The organism is Nocardia inohanensis NBRC 100128 (assembly GCF_001612945.1).
Lineage (GTDB): Bacteria > Actinomycetota > Actinomycetes > Mycobacteriales > Mycobacteriaceae > Nocardia > Nocardia inohanensis.
Genome location: NZ_BDBK01000001.1, coordinates 734,789 through 752,487, shown reverse-complemented (window position 1 = coordinate 752,487; position 17,699 = coordinate 734,789). Strand labels below are relative to the sequence as shown.

Annotated in this window: 16 protein-coding genes; 2 read left to right on the top strand and 14 right to left on the bottom strand. The window is 68.5% G+C overall.

The window, feature by feature from the left end; genetic code table 11:
* Positions 1–3 precede the first annotated feature (3 nt).
* The gene (gene hisS / locus NI1_RS03660) at positions 4–1,278 is read right to left on the bottom strand and encodes a histidine--tRNA ligase (protein WP_067815246.1); all 1,275 of its coding nucleotides are present in this window, start codon (positions 1,276–1,278) and stop codon (positions 4–6) included.
* Between the two features lie 128 nt (positions 1,279–1,406).
* Between hisS and NI1_RS03655 the strand changes: the two genes are divergently transcribed.
* On the top strand, positions 1,407–2,285 hold the full coding sequence (locus NI1_RS03655) for a peptidylprolyl isomerase (RefSeq protein WP_067813985.1): 879 nt from the start codon (positions 1,407–1,409) through the stop codon (positions 2,283–2,285).
* A 404-nt stretch (positions 2,286–2,689) separates the two neighbouring features.
* Positions 2,690–3,250 carry a hypothetical protein gene (locus NI1_RS03650; RefSeq protein ID WP_067813983.1) on the top strand — a complete coding sequence of 187 codons (561 nt, stop codon included), beginning with the start codon at positions 2,690–2,692 and terminating at the stop codon, positions 3,248–3,250.
* Positions 3,251–3,301: 51 nt separating this feature from the next.
* Here NI1_RS03650 and NI1_RS03645 read toward each other — a convergent pair whose 3' ends face one another.
* From NI1_RS03645 to NI1_RS03585, 13 genes are all read right to left on the bottom strand, one after another.
* Complete coding sequence (locus NI1_RS03645; protein WP_067813981.1) at positions 3,302–3,688, bottom strand: DUF4913 domain-containing protein; 387 nt, start codon at positions 3,686–3,688, stop codon at positions 3,302–3,304.
* The gene (locus tag NI1_RS03640) at positions 3,685–5,541 is read right to left on the bottom strand and encodes a type IV secretory system conjugative DNA transfer family protein (protein ID WP_067813974.1); all 1,857 of its coding nucleotides are present in this window, start codon (positions 5,539–5,541) and stop codon (positions 3,685–3,687) included. The genes NI1_RS03645 and NI1_RS03640 overlap by 4 nt, the downstream gene beginning before the upstream one ends.
* 37 nt (positions 5,542–5,578) lie before the next feature.
* Positions 5,579–6,139 (bottom strand): hypothetical protein, encoded by a 561-nt coding sequence (locus NI1_RS03635; protein ID WP_245663046.1) that lies wholly within the window; start codon positions 6,137–6,139, stop codon positions 5,579–5,581.
* A gap of 155 nt (positions 6,140–6,294) precedes the next feature.
* The gene (locus tag NI1_RS03630; RefSeq protein WP_067723525.1) at positions 6,295–6,603 is read right to left on the bottom strand and encodes a transposase; all 309 of its coding nucleotides are present in this window, start codon (positions 6,601–6,603) and stop codon (positions 6,295–6,297) included.
* The gene (locus NI1_RS03625; protein WP_084522683.1) at positions 6,600–8,165 is read right to left on the bottom strand and encodes a putative type IV secretion/conjugal transfer ATPase; all 1,566 of its coding nucleotides are present in this window, start codon (positions 8,163–8,165) and stop codon (positions 6,600–6,602) included. Before NI1_RS03625 ends, NI1_RS03630 begins: the two co-directional genes overlap by 4 nt.
* Before the next feature lie 2,625 nt (positions 8,166–10,790).
* Positions 10,791–12,281: an SCO6880 family protein gene (locus NI1_RS03620; RefSeq protein WP_067813973.1), complete on the bottom strand. Its 1,491-nt coding sequence runs from the start codon at positions 12,279–12,281 to the stop codon at positions 10,791–10,793.
* Complete coding sequence (locus tag NI1_RS03615) at positions 12,278–13,753, bottom strand: hypothetical protein (RefSeq protein WP_067815240.1); 1,476 nt, start codon at positions 13,751–13,753, stop codon at positions 12,278–12,280. The genes NI1_RS03620 and NI1_RS03615 overlap by 4 nt, the downstream gene beginning before the upstream one ends.
* Before the next feature lie 67 nt (positions 13,754–13,820).
* On the bottom strand, positions 13,821–14,645 hold the full coding sequence (locus NI1_RS03610) for a DUF8175 domain-containg protein (protein WP_067813971.1): 825 nt from the start codon (positions 14,643–14,645) through the stop codon (positions 13,821–13,823).
* Positions 14,646–14,735: 90 nt separating this feature from the next.
* A complete protein-coding gene (locus NI1_RS03605) occupies positions 14,736–14,990 on the bottom strand; it encodes a hypothetical protein (protein ID WP_245663044.1) in 255 nt (84 codons plus the stop codon).
* Positions 14,991–15,001: 11 nt separating this feature from the next.
* Positions 15,002–15,301, bottom strand: a complete 300-nt coding sequence (locus NI1_RS03600) for a hypothetical protein (RefSeq protein ID WP_067813967.1) — start codon at positions 15,299–15,301, stop codon at positions 15,002–15,004.
* A 148-nt stretch (positions 15,302–15,449) separates the two neighbouring features.
* Complete coding sequence (locus tag NI1_RS03595) at positions 15,450–16,103, bottom strand: hypothetical protein (RefSeq protein WP_067813965.1); 654 nt, start codon at positions 16,101–16,103, stop codon at positions 15,450–15,452.
* Complete coding sequence (locus NI1_RS03590) at positions 16,100–16,975, bottom strand: MinD/ParA family ATP-binding protein (RefSeq protein ID WP_067813962.1); 876 nt, start codon at positions 16,973–16,975, stop codon at positions 16,100–16,102. Before NI1_RS03590 ends, NI1_RS03595 begins: the two co-directional genes overlap by 4 nt.
* Positions 16,976–16,992: 17 nt before the next feature.
* On the bottom strand, positions 16,993–17,628 hold the full coding sequence (locus NI1_RS03585; protein ID WP_169815532.1) for a hypothetical protein: 636 nt from the start codon (positions 17,626–17,628) through the stop codon (positions 16,993–16,995).
* Positions 17,629–17,699 lie beyond the last annotated feature (71 nt).

Genomic DNA, 17,699 nt, shown 5'->3' with positions numbered 1-17,699 from the left:
CGGTCAGCCCTGCGCGAGAGCGGCGGCCACCTCGGCGACGATGCCGTCCAAGGGCAGCTGGCGCTGTTCGCCGTTGCTCAGGTCCTTCAGGCCGATCTCGCCGTCGGCTACCTCGCGATCGCCGAGGACGAGGGCGAAGCGGGCCCCCGACTTGTCGGCCGCCTTCATCGCGCCCTTCATGCCGCGGCCGCCGTAGGCGAGGTCGGTGCGGATGCCGGCGGCGCGCAGTTCGGCGGCGACGGCGACCAAGCGCTGCTTGGCGACATCGCCGAGCGGGACGCCGAAGACGTCGACGCGGGTGCCGTCGGTGGCGGACTTGCCTTCGGCTTCCAGGGCCAGCACGGTGCGGTCGACGCCGATGCCGAAGCCGATGCCGGAGAGCGGCTGTCCGCCGAGTTCGGCCATCAGCCCGTCGTAGCGGCCGCCGCCGCCGATGCCGGATTGCGCACCGAGGCCGTCGTGCACGAATTCGAAGGTGGTCTTGGTGTAGTAGTCGAGGCCGCGCACCATGCGCGGGTTGACCACGTACGGCACGCCGAGGGCATCGAGGTACCCCAGGACCAGATCGAAGTGCGCCTTGGCCGATTCCGACAGGTGGTCGATCATGAGCGGCGCGCCGGCGGTCATCTCCTTGACCTCGGGGCGCTTGTCGTCGAGCACGCGCAGCGGGTTGATCTCGGCACGGCGGCGGGTCTCTTCGTCCAGCGGGAGCTTGAAGAGGAACTCCTGCAACAGTTCTCGATACTGCGGGCGGCAGGTCTCGTCGCCGAGCGAGGTGATCTCCAAGCGGAAACCGTCCAGTCCGAGCGAGCGGAAACCGGCGTCGGCGATGGCGATCACTTCGGCATCGAGGGCCGGATCATCGATGCCGATGGCCTCCACGCCGACCTGCTGCAACTGCCGGTAGCGCCCCTTCTGCGGGCGTTCGTACCGGAAGAACGGCCCCGCGTAGCAGAGCTTGACGGGCAGCTGGCCGCGGTCCAGGCCGTGCTGGATGACCGCGCGCATCACCCCGGCGGTGCCTTCGGGCCGCAGCGTGAAGCTCTCACCGTTGCGGTCGGCGAAGGTCCACATTTCCTTGGAGACCACATCGGTGGACTCCCCCACACCGCGCGCGAACAGGGCGGTCTCTTCGAAAACCGGCAGCTCGACATGCCCGTAACCGGCCAAACGGGCGGTCTGTACGAGCGCGTCGCGGACGGCGACGAACTCGGCGGAGGTCGGCGGAAGATAGTCCGGGACACCTCTCGGGGCGCTGAAGCTGCTGGTCTTGGTCACGATCAACCAGTTTCCACGATGGCCGCCCCGCAAGTCCAACCGGTATTGACACCCGGTTATAAGGCAACGTCTCAGGAAGTGATGGCACACTCTTACCCCGGAAGCAACCGATACGGAGGGAATGGCTAGTGCCGAGCAATGAACAGCGACGCGCTGCGGCGAAACGGAAGCTGGAGCGTCAACTGGCCAACCGGGCCCAGCGGGCGCGCAAGCGTAAGCAACTCACCATCGCAGCGTCGGCACTGGGCGTCGTGGTCGTCGTGGCGGCCGGTGGCCTCATCTGGTTCCTGACCAAGGGTGACGACAGCTCGACCGCTGCCAAGGACACCCCCGAGGCTTCGCTGGCGTCCGCGCCGCCCAAGGCGAAGGCCAAGCCCGCGGCGGTGAACTGCGGTTACCGCGATTCCCAGCAGCCCGCGGACCGACCGGTCACCAAGCCGGGCGCGGAGAACGTCTCGACCACCGGGCAGGCGAAGGCCACCATGCAGACCAGCCAGGGCGCGATCGGCCTGACCCTGGACGCTGCCGCGTCCCCTTGCACGGTCAACAGCTTCGAGACCCTCGCCAAGGCGAAATTCTTCGACGGCACCAGCTGCCACCGCCTGACCACCGGCGAGGGGCTGAAGGTGCTCCAGTGCGGCGATCCGACCGGCACCGGAAACGGCGGTCCGGGTTACGAATTCGACAACGAGTATCCGACCGATCAGTACTCTGCGCAGGATCCGGCGCTCCAGTCGCCGGTCGCCTACAAGCGCGGCGTGATCGCCATGGCCAATGCCAACTACGGCGTCGGCTCCACCGGCACGGATGGCAAGGGCACCAACGGTAGCCAGTTCTTCCTGGTCTACGGCGATTCCCAATTGCCGCCGCAGTACACGATTTTCGGCACCATCGACGACGCCGGCCTGGCCACCCTCGACAAGGTGGCGGGCCAGGGCGTCCGCGGCGGCGGCGCGGACGGCTCGCCGAACGCGGTTGTGAATATCGAGTCGGTCGGAATCAACTGAGCGGTATGGTTTTTCGGGCCCGGCGCACACCAGCGCCGGGCCCGTTCCTTTTCCGACGGACACTCGTCCAGACCGCCCGTGAACGTCCGGTGTAAGGCTTTCCTAACCAAAGAAAATCCGAAGTTTTCGTCCCCGTGCCGGAATTGTGCGATATATGCTGGATCGCGACGCGCGCGTACGGCGGTATCCGAGTTTTCGCTGGTAACCTCGTAGAACGGAGTACGAAGCGGCGTAGTAAAGCCCACCGGGTCACCCCCACCGGGCCCGCTCCAACGCCTCCACTACTCCCGGTGTCCACGTTTGCAGGCGGGACATGGCTATCCGAACCACCGTTCGTGTGGCGATGTTCACGACGAAGCACCACAATCATCCATAGTGATCACTGCAGCATCGGGGAGCAGGCAATGGCCGAGGAACTCGACGACATCGGCCGCGAAACCGCGGCGATGATGAGGCAAATGTTGCAGCTCGCGACACTTGTCGCGCTGCGCACCCGGGAACGTGGCCAGAAGGAAGCGGAAGCCCGCGTCAAGGTCACCGAAGCCCGGCAGAAAGAGGCTCGCGAGCGTCAGCTCCGCGAAGCCGCGGATGCCAAGGCCAAGGATCCGCGCAACCTCGAGCTCACGCGCATACTCGAAAAGCCGCCTCTCGAAAAGGGACTCTCCCTCGAGAAGGACAAGTTCGCCGCGCAGGCCGAGGCCGGGCGTATGGCGGCTACCCAGGCGGCCATCAACAAGTCACTCGTACGCTACGACTCGGTGGAGCGCCGAGCCGCTCTGGCTCAGCATCTTTCGCGGATGGGCATCTCCCCCGAACTCGCGGCCGTCCGAATGCTGTTGGAGGTCGGGCAGGCTCAGTCGGCGCAGGACGCCGTCCGAGCCCGGGAACAGGAAGCGGCGGTCGCCCAGCGGCGCGCTCGCGAACTGGAAGCCCGTGCCCGCGAACGGGTTCGCACCCCCAACTGACGAAATTGCCCGCGAGCACCGGCTCGCGGGCAATATTCATGTCAGCCGCCGCTAGATGCGGAAGTCCCCCACCGTGGGATCACTGAACAGCCCCTGCTGCGGCGATTTCAGTGGCAACGGGGTCAGCATGTCCTTGTGCCCGTTGCGCACGCTGCAATATTTGAACGGCCCCTTCGGATCGAAGAGCTTCGCCATGTGCGCGTCGGCGTGATCCAAAAACCAAACGGACAGGCCGGTTTTGCCATCCAGGCGGTAGTGCTCCCACGCCCGCCACATGGCATCGAGCCGCGCAACCGCCTCGGCATGCTTCCACCACTCGGGGCACCACACGGTATCGCTGATGTCGGTCACCTGCCGCCGGTACACCAAGCTCAGGTAGTTCTCCACGAACTCGACCACGCTCGCGTAGACCATGGGTTGTTGCTGCTGCTCGCTCACAGCGGACGAACCTCCTCGATTGTCGCGGCAACCTGCGCGGGCTCGACCTTGCTCAAGGCCACCCGCTCGGCGACCAGGTCATTGATCGTCGACGTGCGCGGCGACGGATCATGGTTGATGATCGACTGCTTCACTTCCTCGGCGTACTCGCCCTCCCACCACGGCACCGTGCGCACCAGCGCCGCCGGCGCGCCCGAGGAGAAGACGATGGCCCGGCCGCGCGGCAGCGTCGCCAAACCGTGCAGGTTGAAGGTCTTGGACGAACCCAGCGAGCGCGAATAGCTCTTGCCGCCTTTGGATTCCGAGACCGAGGAGGAGATGCTCTCGTACTCGCCGATGGCCTCGGCGCGCTCCTGTAGGAACTTGGCCTCGTCCACGCCGGGACCCAGCACCTTGATATTCGCCGCACCCCACAGCGCGTCCATACCGTCGACGCCCCAGCAGCGCGCGCCCTGCGCCCAGGACTGCAACACCGTCATCACCACGATGCCGCGCGAGCCGAAGTGGCTGTACTGCTTGGGCAGATCCTTCCAGCGCACCACGTTCGCGGCCTCGTCCAGCACCGCGAGCAGCGGAATGCCCAGGCGGCCACCGGGCGAGCGGGACGCCTTGCGCATGGCCACCTCGATCACGGCCTCGGTGAGCGCGCCCACCAGCGGCGCCGCCGAGCCGCGGCCCTCCAGCGAGAGGCTGTACAGGGTGCCGTTGCGTTCGATGAAGTCCAGTTCGTCGAGGGGTTTGCGATTGTTGCCCGGGGTGATCCACGGGTGGATGTTCGACATCTTCAAACAGCGGAGCATGGATTTGGCGGTGCCGAAGATGCCACTGCGGGTGCGCTCGTCGAGGTTGTACTGCTGGGCCAGACCCGGTGCCATGTAATGCATTCCGGCTTGCCGCAGCAGCCCGACCGGTTCCTGGTCCTGCCAGTTGTTGACCCAGTCCCACACCTGGGTGATGGGCCGGTCCGCCACCGCGGCCGCCAGGAACAGGCCCGCGAGCAGGTCCTCGGCCTCCGGATCGAAGTAGCTGTCGCTGCTGCCGGCCGCGTTCGGATTGTCGTCGGCGTCGGCGAAGTGACCGGCCAGCTTCATGGCGCGCAGCTCGTAACCGGGGCGGCGCGGGTCGATCCACGCCATCGGATCCCAGTACCAGGTCGGCTCGTCCTGGTGGATCAGGTCGTGCGAGTCGACCGCCACGCCCTGCGGGTCGAAAACGTAGATGGGGCTGCCCTTCTTGGCCCGCACGTCCCGGGTGGCGTCGACGACGTCACGCTTGTTGGAGGTGACGATCACCGGGCCGATGGCCGAGAGCACGGCCGGGATCACCCGCGAGGTGGTCTTGCCCTGGCGGGGGCCCCAGATATCGATCTGGAGATCCTCGTAGGAGCCGTAGAGCATATGGCCGTCGGCGACCGAGAGACCGATCGGCACGCCGGGCATATCGTTGTGCCCCAAGCGCATTCCGAGGTCTTTCGCCTTCTGGCGCACCCCCTCCTCGGTGAGCGCCTTGATGGCGCCGCCGCTGCCCATGTAATCGGCCTTGTCGTCGACCGGTAGTCGCCCCTTGGCCTTCGCCGCGGCCCGCCGCCTGCGCACCACCTGCCAGATGACGAACCCGAGCACGACCAGCACCACGATGACGGTCGAGGCCATCGGCCAATGCAGTTTGCCCTTGGCCAGATCCACGCCGATGGCGATCGGGTTGATCGGGAACTTCTGGCGCGGACTCGACAACAGGTTGCCCACTTGCAGGGCGAACCACAGGGTTCCGAAGATCGCGAACCCCGCGTAGATCATGTGGAGTTGGGTGTCGGGACCGGGATCGGCCGGGTCCACCACCTTCTTCTTCGCCATCGCTAGCCTCCTGGGATGACCTGTGTGTCGTTGCCGCTCAACGGTATTCGTCCAACAGCCAGCCGCCGGCGGTGGAGCGCACGACGGTGGCGACGACCGTGGCCGGCGGCAGGGTTTCGCGTCGTCCGTCGGGGTATACGACCGTCTGCTCGATACCGATCTTGTACTGCTGGCGGTTCGGGTCCGTACCGGCCGGCGCTTTCTCACCGGACGCGAACGCGAACGCCTCGACATGTGCCCCCGCTTTGCCCCATTCGGACCATTGCAGGGTGGGCTTCGGCGTTTCGAGGCCGGTGGGTGGTGTATCCAGTGTACGGATCAGCGTGGGACCCAGCCATTTCCGCGCCCGCGTCAGCGACGAGCCCTGGGTTTCGGTGGCCGGATTCCAGGTGTAGATCTCGCGCAAGGCGGCGACCGCCACACCCTCGGCGCTGCCGGGGTCGGGGGCGGGGGCATTCTCCAGCAATCGGGTGGTGGTCGGGACCCCTTGCCCGCCACCCGATTTCGAAGACGGCGAATCGCTGCCACTGCCACCGCACGCGGTTACCAGTACCGCGACGCTCACCACCAGCATCACCACCAGGTTCGTGCGTTGCACCGCCGGATTCCATCCGCCCGGTACGCGCCGTTTCGCCGGTCCCGAATGCTCACGGAGCGCCGCCGGACCACCCCTCCAGGCTAGCCGTCCACGCCGACACCCGGGCCATACCAGCGGGTTTCCCTCGTCGGCGTGTCCGTTTCGCTGGGCTGGGGTCATGTGCCGCGACTGGCTTCGTTGATGGTCTCCACCAGGCTGCGGTTCATCTCGGCGGCGGCCGCGAGCTGCTGTTGCAGCAGGGCCACCTTGCGGCGCAAGGCGATCGCGTCCATGCGTTCCAGGCCGGGGCTCTCGGCGGCACGGACCCAGTTGCGCACCGAATTGGTGTGCACGCCGATCTGGTCGGCGACCACTCGGCACGCCTCCGATTCCGACCGCAGCTTTCCGGTCAGCGCGATGACCTGCTCGACCGCGGCCTGCCGGACCTCCGGCGAGACTCTTCGGTAGGACCGATGCGGCATCATGCGCCACTCCCCTCGTCCGAGCCGTCGCCGGCATACTCCGGCTCTCCGGTACCGCCGAATTCGCTGAAACGCGAGTTGGTGTCATGGATTCCGCTCTCCTTCTCCGAGAGCGTGAACTCCATGTGGAACGGGATGCCCGGGCGGCGATCCTCACCGATCTTGAGCAGGAATTTGCCGGTACCCGGGGCGGGCGGCCGGATCTGGCCGGGCTTGAGCGCTTCACCGGTGAGCGCCTGCGGCGCGGACCAGCTGGTCACCATCTCCTCCTCGGCGGCGGTGAAGGGAATCGTGGAATCCAGGCGGGAGATCTCCTCGGCCGGCAGGGCTCCGAAGATCTTGGCGCGGGCGCGTTCCAGGAAGCCGAGCGCCTTGGCGATGGCGGCTTCGGAGCCGAGCGCTTGCAGGTCCTTGATGGTGTGGCTGATCATGATGAGCGCGGTGCCGATACCGCGCTGGAGGCGGGTCAGCTCGTCCACGCGATCGATCATGAAGTCGCCCAGGCCCAGGACCTGCCACAGCTCGTCCATCACCACCTGGAAGTAGCGTTGCGGGCCGAGTTCGGCGTCGGCGAGCACGTGCGCGGCCTCCACCGAGGCGAAACCATCGGCCCAGCAGGCGAGCATGACGGCGGCCTTGAGTTTCTTGTCTCCGTTGGGGATATGCGAGACGTCGATGCAGACCGCGGTGGAGTTGGTGTCGATGGGGGTGGTGGTGTGGCCGTTGAAGACCGCGCCGAACGGGCCCTGGGTGAGGGCGCGCAGCGAGCGGCGCAGGCCCTTGATGGCGTTCTGGTATTCGTCCGGATTGTCGGCGCCGGCGTCGAGTTGGAGTTCGTCGCCGCCGGCCACGATGACCTCGAGCAGGTCCTCGAGGATCGGGGGATGCTCCGGGGAGAACCGGCTGCCCGCGCGGTAGAGGATGCGCAGGCCGGTGGAGACCAGGGTCTCCTCGAAGTCCCGCACGCGCGCGCCGCGCACCAGTTCCACCAGACCCGCGACCAGGGTGACCTGGCGGGCGCGCAGTTCCTGCATGACCTGGGTCTGCAAGACCGGGTGCTCGTCGAGCAGCGGCACGATGGAGCCGAGCACGCCGGCGGCGAGCGGGTTCAATTTGCCGTGCCCGTAACCCAAGTCGATGACCTGGCCGCCGACGACCTCCACCAGCTTGCGGTAGTCGGGTTTGACGTCGGCCAGGATCAGCGGCGTGATCCCTTGCGCCACCCCGCCCAGCACGATTCGCCGCACCAGCGACGACTTACCGAAACCGTTGAGCCCCAGCACGAAAAGGCTCGGCGCGGTGATGAAGCTGCCGCGCATGAACCAGTTCATCGGGTCGAAGCACACCGGTGCGCCGGTATGCAGATGCGAACCCAGCGGCGTACCGATCAGCGGCGCACCCGCGCCCACCGACCACGGCCACAATCCCGCCACCTGCGCGGTGGTGGCCCGGTACTCCACCGGCCGCCCGACCACGTTCATCCGCCCGCCCCCGGCCCCGGTGTACCCGCGGTCGGTGAGCTGCGCTGTGGTCCGGTCGAATTCGTCGAAGCTGCCGTACTCCATCTTCTCGACCCGCGCCGCGAAGTTCCGCCGCCGCAGATCGTCGGTGTGAATCCGGAAGGTCGCCCAAGCCGCCTTGAGCCCACTCCCCTCGCGCGCGATGACCTCCAGCTTCGCCCGCGAAGCATCATCGAGGAGCTTCGGCCCCGACTGCTTCTTCCGCTCCGCCTTCTTCCGCGCGGCAGCCTTGTCCGCGGCGGCCTTTTTCGCGGCCCGCTCCTGCGCGACCCGCTCCTTGGCTATCCGGGCCTGCTCCCCCTTGCTCTTGCGCGTCCCGCCGCGCGCCCGCTCGTCCGCGCCACCGCGCTCGGTCCGCGCACCTCGCCCGCCCCGATTACGGGCCGAGCCCTCTCCCGGCTCGTCCTCGGTCCGCGGCCGCCGCGTCCGTCCCGGCGTCCCGGCGCGCACACCCAGATGCACCGGATCGGCATCCGTCGGCCGACCGCGCCCGGTTCCCCTGCCGCGCTGCGTTTCTCCGTGCTCACCCTCGGCGCCGCTGGGCCGCTCGCCGCGTCCACGCGCGCGCTCACCCGGCGTCCGCCCCTCCGACGGATACTCCGTCCGCCGTCCCCGGCCTTCCCCACGCTGCGATTCGGCCCCGGTCCCCTCACCGCGACGTTCCCGCCCCGCCGGATCCTCACCCCGCGAACCACGTCCGCCGACCTCATCGCGAGCCCGCGCCCGCCCCGTCGACGCCTCCCCACGCCCGCCCGTAGCATCCGCGCGCCGCGCCCGATCGGCCGTTTCATCCCCCCGCCGCCCGCGTTCCGCGACGTCCCCGCGACGCGCCAGTGCACGCCCCGGCTCACCCGGCGTTCCCCCCTCCTCGACCAAGGTCTCCGCCCGGCGCGCCCGCCCCGCCCGCGGATCATCCGACTCCCGCCCGCGTTCCGCCCCAGCACTTTCCGTCTCGCCCCGGCTCCCACCGGATCCGGCGCCACGTCCTAGGTCCATGCTTTCCCCCTCGGCAAGTTCCGACCCACGCGCCCGCTCCCGAGCCACGCGGCGCGCGACTCCGCGCTCCGATTCACCCACATCGGCCGAACTCACCCGGCCGGACACCTCCGAACCCCGTTCCCGCACATCATCACTCGACACACCTACACCCGCCGTCAGCGGATCTCCCGAGCTCTGACCGGCGCCCACCGAATCGAGTGCGCCCGTACCGATTTCCACCGGATCACCGGGCTGCTCGCTGACCGCTCCAGCGTCACCGCCCAACGGTGAGTCTGCTTCCACGGAGACGTTCTCAACGGACTCCACTTGTTCGAATCCGCGACCGATCTCCGCCGACCGATCGTGCAGCCGATCAGGCGCATCGGCGCTGTCGTCACTGGCCCGTGAATCGTCACCACCGCGGCCGGTTCGGGGCGACGGGCGGTGCAGGACAGCGGATTCGTCAGCCGCAGCCGAGTTGCTCCGACCCGACACCACCGAGCGGTCGGTCCGTTCCGATGGCGTCCCGTCCGCTACCGAACTGGTTTTCGCCGATACCTCGGTGGTCCTCGACATACGGTGAGCAGCGGTGTCTCCATCGGCCCGCGACGCCTCGTCATCTGGACCTGCATTCGCCGAGTTGTCCTGCACTGCACCGGCAGAACCCATACCGCCGTGGCTCGACCGCACCGGCCGGGCCGAAGCAGTTTCGCCCGGCGCGGCGTCGCGCGACTCGCCGTCCGCCGGAATGCGCTCGTCGCTCTGGGGCTCGGTCGCGCTCCGCGATGCCGAATCGGGCACAGTGCCGCGGCTCCGGCTCGAATCACCCACTGTGGATGAGGCTTTCGAGGAGATCGGCCCGGCTGCTTCTACGGCGGCCGGCTCGTGGCGGGTGGCGGAATCGACGAGGGCCGCGAGGGCTTCGGCCGCGACCGCCATGGGTTGCGCGACGGCAGTGCCGTTATCGACGGGTTCGAGCCGGGGGTCGGGTGCCGGGTCTCCGGGGTCGCCGACGGGGGGTCGCCGAGCCGGGAAAACGTGATCGGCAGTACGCGCCGGGGAGGGTGCGGAGCGGGTCGGCTCCGGTCGGGCCGCGGTCGCACCCCGCATCCCCGGGGGCAGCGGAGTTTTCGGGGTGTCCACCGGGGACTGTTGCGCGGGCGTGCCGGGTGGCTCCGGTCGAGCTGCCGCGGAGTTCGACCGGCGGGTGCGTTCGTAGGGGTGTGCGGGCTCGGTGCGCGGTGTGGAGCGGCGCACGACGCCGGTACCGGTTCGATCTTGGTCGCCGCCGGGCGTGCGCGAGCTCCGGTCGGGTGCGGCCGGTGGCGAATCGCCTTGCGGGGGTGCCGTGTTCGGGTTCGTGTCGGTGGGGTTCACGCGCGCCGCCGGGCCCGGGGCGGGCTCGGCGGTGCGGGTGCCACGTGGCTCGGTCTCCGCCGGTTTCGCTTCGTCCGGGGTGGCCTGTTCCGGGAGGGGGTCGCGGCGGAGCATGCGGCGGTCGGGCAGGGTGCCTTTGCGCGGGCGGTGCTCGTCGCGGACCAGGCGGGACGGGGCCGGGCGGGCGGGTTCGGGGTCGGCGATGTACCCGTCGAGGGGCTCGATCGGGGGGATGTCGCGGCGGGCGTTGCGGCGGGCCGGCGGGGCCGAATCGCGTTCGCGGACCGGGGGTTCGAGGTCACGTGGCATGGGGGATCACCCTGCGAGGGCTTTCGGGATGGTGGCGTGTTCGGGGAGGATCACGCCGCAGCCGAGCGAGGCGGCGAAGGCGGCGCCCTGGTAGCGGTAGCAGCGGCGGATCTTCAGGCGGGCCTGGGTGGACAGGTCCCGGGTGATGGCTTCGATGCGGGGCAGGTCGCCGCGCAGCGGTTCGGTGATGGTCACCAGTGCGCCGAAGCGGGTGACGCCGTGGCCGCGGGCCTGCTCCTCGCGGGCCTGCTGGGTGGCGCCCACGCGCAGGGTCGCAGCGGCGGAGACGACGCCGCGCTCGGATTGCTGTGCCACCAGGGCGTTCTTGTAGTCGTCGTCCACGATCTGCGCGGCGTCACCGGCCGAGTGCGGGCGGTAGACGATGGCGATGCGCTTGCGCGGCACCTCGGGATTGGGGGCCAGCAGGCGTTGCAGGACGCGCTCGTCGACCGCGCCTTCGGGCGCGGTGTCCATCTCCCAGGTGACCGAGCGGCCGCCGTCGTGGATGAAGTGGTCCCAGCGCTCCTCGTGCGAGATCGGGCCCGCGTCAGCCCAATCCAGCCCGTGTCCGCCCGGTTCACCGGTGGCCACCTCCAGGTCGGCCTGCGCCGCCGGGTCGTAGCTGCGGCGGATGAAGGAGATGATGTCATCGGCCGACATGGGCTGGCAGCGCACCCCGGCCTCGGCGAGCGCGGCACAGATACCGGGCAGCCGGCGGCCGATCTCGACCGCTTCCTCGGCGGGGTTCTTGCGCCGTTCGGCGGTGGTCGCCTTGAACGTGATCGCCACCCGCGGCAGCAATTGCACTCGCTCCTGCGGCAATTCGGTCGCCAGCTCGTACATCACCTGCTGCGCCAGATCCGGCGCTTCGGGCCGGGTGATGGTCGCGACCTCGGTCAGCAGCCGGTTACCGGTCTCGGGCACGGTGTCGATCACCGGCACCACGGCCACGATGTCGGAGGTCTGCCCGAGCGAGGCCAGGAAGTTGCCCCACGCCCCGACCCACCGATCGATGACCGGCTGATCGACCGCCTCGTGCCCCTGCGGCCAAGCCCGCAAAACCACTGTGTACTGGCCGAATTGGGGCAGATGGATCATGCCGAACTGGTATCCGCCGGCATCCACGCCCTCGTACAGCCGCGACGGCGCCATCAACCCGGGCAGCCGTGTCACCCCGCCCGGAATCCGGGAGAACCGCCCGCCGCGATAGACGTGCTCGCCTTTGCTTCGCCCGCGCAACCAATGGAACATCATCAATCCCGTCTCGTAGCCGGAGCGGCCCCCGGTCCGCCACACCAGTGGAACCATCACGACCAGACCGAAGCCCGCGACGAACAGGGCCGGTTTCGGCCCCGCCACCAGCGCCGTGAGCAGCGCGGTGATCACCACCGCGAACCCGACCACGGTCTCACCCCAGCGCAGGCCGAAAAGTCCTGCGCTGCGGGGCTTCTGCCACAGGCCGTACGAGCGCCGCTCGTAGGTGTCGGTCATGGTCATCGCGGGATGGTGCTCCTACCGAGGTCGGGTGAACGGTTGGCCCAGCGGTCTCCGGCGACATCGCCCATGCGTTCGTCGGCGCGGTTGAGGCTCGCGGTCGCGGCCCGCACCTGTGCGACCCGATTGGCCGCGCGCGCCGCGCCCGACGGTACTGCGCCGCCGCCACCGCCGGAGGGATTCCCGGCGGGTGTCGCACCGGCGCCGCCACCGCCCGGTCGCGGCGGGGGCACCGGACGGCCACCGCCGCCGCCACCGCCCCGGCCGCCGGGTCCGCCGCCGCCGGGTCCGCGGCGCCCGTTCGGGCCACCGACGTAACCGGCGGTGCCGGCCGCGGCGCGCGGGGCGACCGCGCGGGTGCCGACCGCGCCGAGTGCGGCGATACCCACCAAAGTGCCCGTGGTGGCGGTCAAACCGGATCCACCGCTACCCACGATGGCGACCGCCGGCGTGGCCAGCCGCATCAGCGCGGGCAGTACGAACGCGACGCTGCACAGCAGCACCAGCGCCACCAGCATCCGCTGCGCCTGATCGGCGTCGGGCAGGGTGCCGGCCTCGGTGAGGCTGTCCACGTGCCCGGCGGTGGTGAAGGCGATCATGTAGACGATGGCCGCCACCGGCTTCCACAGCATGAACGCGATGATCCAGCTGATCAGCTTGGGGTAGGACTGTTTTCCGGTGTTGGTGCCCGATGCCGCTGCCGCCAAGGGCAGTACGCCCGCGGCGACGACCAGCAGCCCCTGCCGCACGATGGCGAGCACGATCTGCGCGAGCGCCCCGAGCAGACCCACGATGGCGATGATCAGCACCAGGCCCGGCGAGAACGCTTGCAGGCTGGAGGTTTTCACCATCAGCTCGGCCAGGTCCTTGGCATTGCCGTCGGTGGCGTCGTTGATCACCCATTCGGAGAACTTGTCCGAGGCCTGGGTGGCCGCCACGATGACCGCGCCCAGCATCCAGGAGCTGAAGACGACGCGCGCGAACATCCGGAAGGATTCGGCCGCCTCGTTGACCGCGGCTCCGCGTCTGGCCTCGGCGAGTCTGGCTCCGGAGATGATGACCGACACCATCAAGAGCAATATCTGCGCCTGATAGGTGTAGTCGTTGATCTTGGTGAATAGCGCTCCGGTATCACTGATGCGCTCGTTGGGCACCTTCATCCAGAAGGTGAGCGCCAGGATCAGCGCCTCGCCCAGACCACTCATCAGCGAGTCCACCACCTTGCCAAAGGTGGAGTCCCAGGCCTTGTCACGCACGGTCTCCGCGGCCTGGGCCGGATGGGTGGCCACATTGCCCGCCTTGCACGCGGCCGAGGCGGCGTCGCCGAGCGAGATGCCCGGGATGCCGAGACCGTCGAGCGAGTCGTGTAATTCGTTGCAGGCCGAGTCGAAGCCGTATTGCGCGTAGGCCGCCGTCGGAGTCGCGAGCATGACGGTGAACACGACCGCGAAGATCGTGAGTATGCGCCTCAGCATGTAATCCACCTCTCGATGGGTCGCGATGCCACGTTATTCAGGTTCGCGATGCGCCGGGTTGCGGTTGTCACCATTTCGTCCACCCCGCAAGCGAATCCACGTAGTCGGTCTGGGAGGACTTGGAGGTCGATGGCTTGAGCCGCCAGTCACCGGCGTCCCACACCATGATCAGCCGGACCGCCGCCCACAGCTGGCGGTTCTCCACCACCGGCCCGCGCGCGGCGAGCCGCACGATGGCCATGTCGTCGGCGTAGTTCTCGACCTGGAAGGCGTCCGGCGCCACCAGGTATTTGGTCACCCGCTCGGGCTGTTGTTTCGGCAGCCGTGATTCGGCCAGCGCCTGGTCGTAGGCGGTGACCTGTTGCGCGGAGACCCGCACCTGCCGCACGTAGAGTTCACGGTCGGCGGGACGGGCGTTGAGCCGGTAGGTGATCTGCGCGGCGGCCAGCACCGCACCCTGCGGGGTGTGCGAATAGCCCACGGCCAGACCGTTTTCCAGCCGGGCGGGGCCGTCGGAGGTGGAGAAGGGTACCGAGGCTCCGTAGACCCGCTGCCAGCCGTGCGCTTCCGTCGTCCCGGCGGGGGCGGCGGTGAGCCAGTCGTTGTCCGAGGGCTTGTGCTGCCGGGACGGGTCCTGCGGCAGCGGCTGCCCGGCGGTGTTGTTGGGAATGTCGACGCGACGGCCGAACAGATCCACGTCGGCGGGGGCGAATCCGGTGGCGCCGGGATCGGAAGATACCGAAACCGACCCGTCGCCCTGCACCGCGGGTTTACTGTCGTCACGCCCGATGAACATCACGACACCCACGATGATGATGAGCACCACCACGGCCGCCGAGGCGATGACGCCGAACGAGACGCGGTCGCGCTCGGGCGACTCCTTCTCGCTCATCGTCCTGCCTCCAAGGGTGTTGTGTCAGTGGGAAATTCGGTTCGCATGTCGGAAAACAAGGCTTCCGGGGTCAAGGGCAGCGACCGCGCCTTACGTCGGCAGCAGGGCGAGTGCGATGCCGCTGGCCGACGACGCCATGATCGCGCCCAGCAGGCTCATCACCACCCCGTGCGTGGCGTCGTTCTCGGCCCATTCGGCATTGCGGAACGTGTACCACATCCGCCCTGCCGAAACGATCATCCAGGCCATGCAGAGCAGCAGTACGCACCACAGCAGCCAGTCGATCAACTGCATGATGGGCCGCAGCACGTCGGCCGGCATCTGCTTGTAGGCGAGTAGCACCACCGTGCCGGACATTAGGTGATCACGGCATTCATGATGGTTCCCGCACTGGTCGCCACGATTCCGCCGATCATGGCTCCGGCCACCATCTTCGGGGATTCCAAACCGCCTCCTGTCCACTTCTCCCACGCGAAGCGGCCGCCCGCGTAGGTGATGCCCAAGATGCCCGACAAAAGCACGAACCAGGTGAAGTAACGAACCAGCTTGAGTAGTTTTTCCGAAGCGGGTGGAGCTTCGGGGGTCGGATTGCCCACCCCCGCTTGCGCGAGGATGGTGCCGTACACATCGTGTGCGGCAGCGAGGAGCATGCTCATTGTCTGTCCTTCTCCAAAAGCGAACTGCTATTAACAAATTCGCCGGTCACCGGCCGACCGGCCCCGACAACTCCTAGAGATAAAGGTCCTTCCGGTCCCGGAACCCGGGAACATGTTCGCGCGCAAAGCATTCCAGTCCCGTACATGATCACTCCCGACGGCCCGGCTCGTCGAGCCCGGGCGCGTCGAGCGCATCCTGGACGGCGGCGACGATGCCCGCGCCCAGTTCGCGCATATCGGGGGTGACCTCGGCCAGCGCATCGGTTTTCCGCTTGCGCTGCTGCGGCACGGCGTCGCCGGGCGACCAGACGGGCAGCTGATCGGCCTCGACCAGCGTCCATTCCTCGTGCCACGGCACCTGCCACACCTGACCCGCCAATGACCCGACCACATCGCGATAACGGCGGATCTCGGCGGGCATCCGGCCCGGGCGCGCCGCGACCGTCACCAGGCCCAGCACCTCGCACGAACCCGCGAGGCCGGCGTGATGCTGGCGCAGCAGGTCGTGGGCGCGGGTCAATCCGGCGATGGTCTCGCGGGCGATCAGGACGACGAAGGGTGATTCGCGTTCGAAGACGCCGGGCCAGCGCCGGTAGGCGTCGGCGGCGGGGGCGAGCACGTGCGCGAGAGTCGTTGCGCCCGCGCCGCCGTGCACGCCGAGCAGCCACACCAGGGGTGCGCGGCCACCGCCGGGTACGGGCCGGTCCCAGATGGGTGCGCGGCGGGTTTCGGGCGGCGGCACGACTCCGGCCGCCATGGCGTGCTCGGACGATTTACGGCGTTCCTTCATGGCTGCGGTCATGATGCCACTCCAGCAAGCAGGCGGCGATACGCGCGGCGTGTCTCGGCGGCGAGGTTGCTGTGCCGCACCAGCTCTCCGCGCGCCAGGTGTGGGTCGTAGGGGATCTCGCGAATATCGGCCACCCAGCCGTCCAGATGCTCCCGCAAATGATCAGCGACCCGAGAATCATTGCCCGGCAACTGGTGTGAGACGACGATCGTGGTGTCGCCGACAATTCCGCCGCCCTGCCCCTCGCCCTGCCCGCCGAACTGATCGTCGAGCCACTCCAGGGTGACGCGCAGGCGGTTGGCGGCGTCGGCGCGGGCCGGAATCGACAGCACCAGAGCGATATCGGAGTCCTCGAGCAGCGGGCGCAGATGGCGGCTGGCGATCGGGTTGCCGCCGTCGTATACAGCCGTGTATCCGGATTCGTCGATGGCGCGCGCGACCGTGAGGTAGGTTGCGCGGCGACGCAGTGGCGCCGGATCGCGCCACAGCAGCCCGATTCCGGAGGTGGCCTGCGAGAGGCATTCCTTGAGCGGCGCGGGTTCGTCGTCACCGCGCCCGTAGAGCCACGATTGCAGGCTGATCGGGCTCAAATGCTCGTCAGCGCCGCGTAAAGCGAGGTCACTGCCCGCGAAAGTGCCGTCCACGGCTACCGTTTGGATACCGGCGGCGGCGATCTCGCCCGCCAGCCCGAGGGCGGTGGTGGTGGTACCGGCGCCGCCGCACCCACCCACCACCAAGATCGGCCGTTGCGCCGGCCCGGCATCCTCGGAGTCGCCGCGGCGTTTGCGCAGCCGCACCACCGGAGCCTTGGAACGCGCGGCGGGACTCGACGATTCACCCGCTTCGGGCACTTCGTCGAGCCAGCGGCTCCAGTCCTGATCCATCAGTCTCAGCTCTCCTCTTATCCGGCCGGTATGCGCGCGGCAGGAATATGGTCGCCGATCTTCATCGTGGCCGTCATTTCGTTGTACGCCGCTACGGCGCGGCTCGAGTCGAAACGCGCATCCCCCAAGGATGTGCCGAGGGATTGCGCGGCGCCACCGTGGGAATTGAGCACATATAGAGCAACTCCTCCGGCGACAGCTAGCAACAGCACAGCGAAGATCAGGAAGGCGAGCACGAGAAGTCGTTTGCCCCGGCCGGTTCCGGGCGGGGTGGCCGGATCGTCGTCGACGGCGTCGAGCAGCGCGGAGGCGCGATCGGACCCCGGTTCGGCGGATTCGCCGGTGTCGGTGGGGAATTCCACCACCGTGGCCCCGCGGTAGCGCACTCTCGGTGCGTACGAGTCGGTTTCACGGCCGGTCATCCAGTCCGACCAGGCGCCGCTGAAGTTGTTGCGGCGCAACAGCGAATCCGGCACCGGCGGGATGTCGAGCTCGGGTTCGTCGTCGTGGATGTAGTGCGGATAGCGGGCCGGACCGGTGTCGTCACCGAATTCGGTACCGCCGGAAGCGGTGTCGAGCGCCACGCGGGCGGCCTGCTCGCCCGCGGGCTCCAGGGCCGGATACCAGCGCGAGACTTTTTTGTACGACTTCAACATTCCTCCGGAACCCGTGTCCCCAGGCACATCGCGCTGCATGGTGCGGACCCTCTCGGCGGTCGTTTGTG

Coding starts and splice junctions, on each gene's coding strand:
- NI1_RS03630 (WP_067723525.1), bottom strand. CDS start 6,603: ATGATGCCGCATCGGTCCTACCGAAGAGTCTCGCCGGAGGTCCGGCAG.
- NI1_RS03600 (WP_067813967.1), bottom strand. CDS start 15,301: ATGAGCATGCTCCTCGCTGCCGCACACGATGTGTACGGCACCATCCTC.
- NI1_RS03590 (WP_067813962.1), bottom strand. CDS start 16,975: ATGGATCAGGACTGGAGCCGCTGGCTCGACGAAGTGCCCGAAGCGGGT.
- NI1_RS03625 (WP_084522683.1), bottom strand. CDS start 8,165: ATGGAGTACGGCAGCTTCGACGAATTCGACCGGACCACAGCGCAGCTC.
- NI1_RS03650 (WP_067813983.1), top strand. CDS start 2,690: ATGGCCGAGGAACTCGACGACATCGGCCGCGAAACCGCGGCGATGATG.
- NI1_RS03595 (WP_067813965.1), bottom strand. CDS start 16,103: ATGACCGCAGCCATGAAGGAACGCCGTAAATCGTCCGAGCACGCCATG.
- NI1_RS03640 (WP_067813974.1), bottom strand. CDS start 5,541: ATGGCGAAGAAGAAGGTGGTGGACCCGGCCGATCCCGGTCCCGACACC.
- NI1_RS03620 (WP_067813973.1), bottom strand. CDS start 12,281: ATGACCATGACCGACACCTACGAGCGGCGCTCGTACGGCCTGTGGCAG.
- NI1_RS03615 (WP_067815240.1), bottom strand. CDS start 13,753: ATGCTGAGGCGCATACTCACGATCTTCGCGGTCGTGTTCACCGTCATG.
- NI1_RS03610 (WP_067813971.1), bottom strand. CDS start 14,645: ATGAGCGAGAAGGAGTCGCCCGAGCGCGACCGCGTCTCGTTCGGCGTC.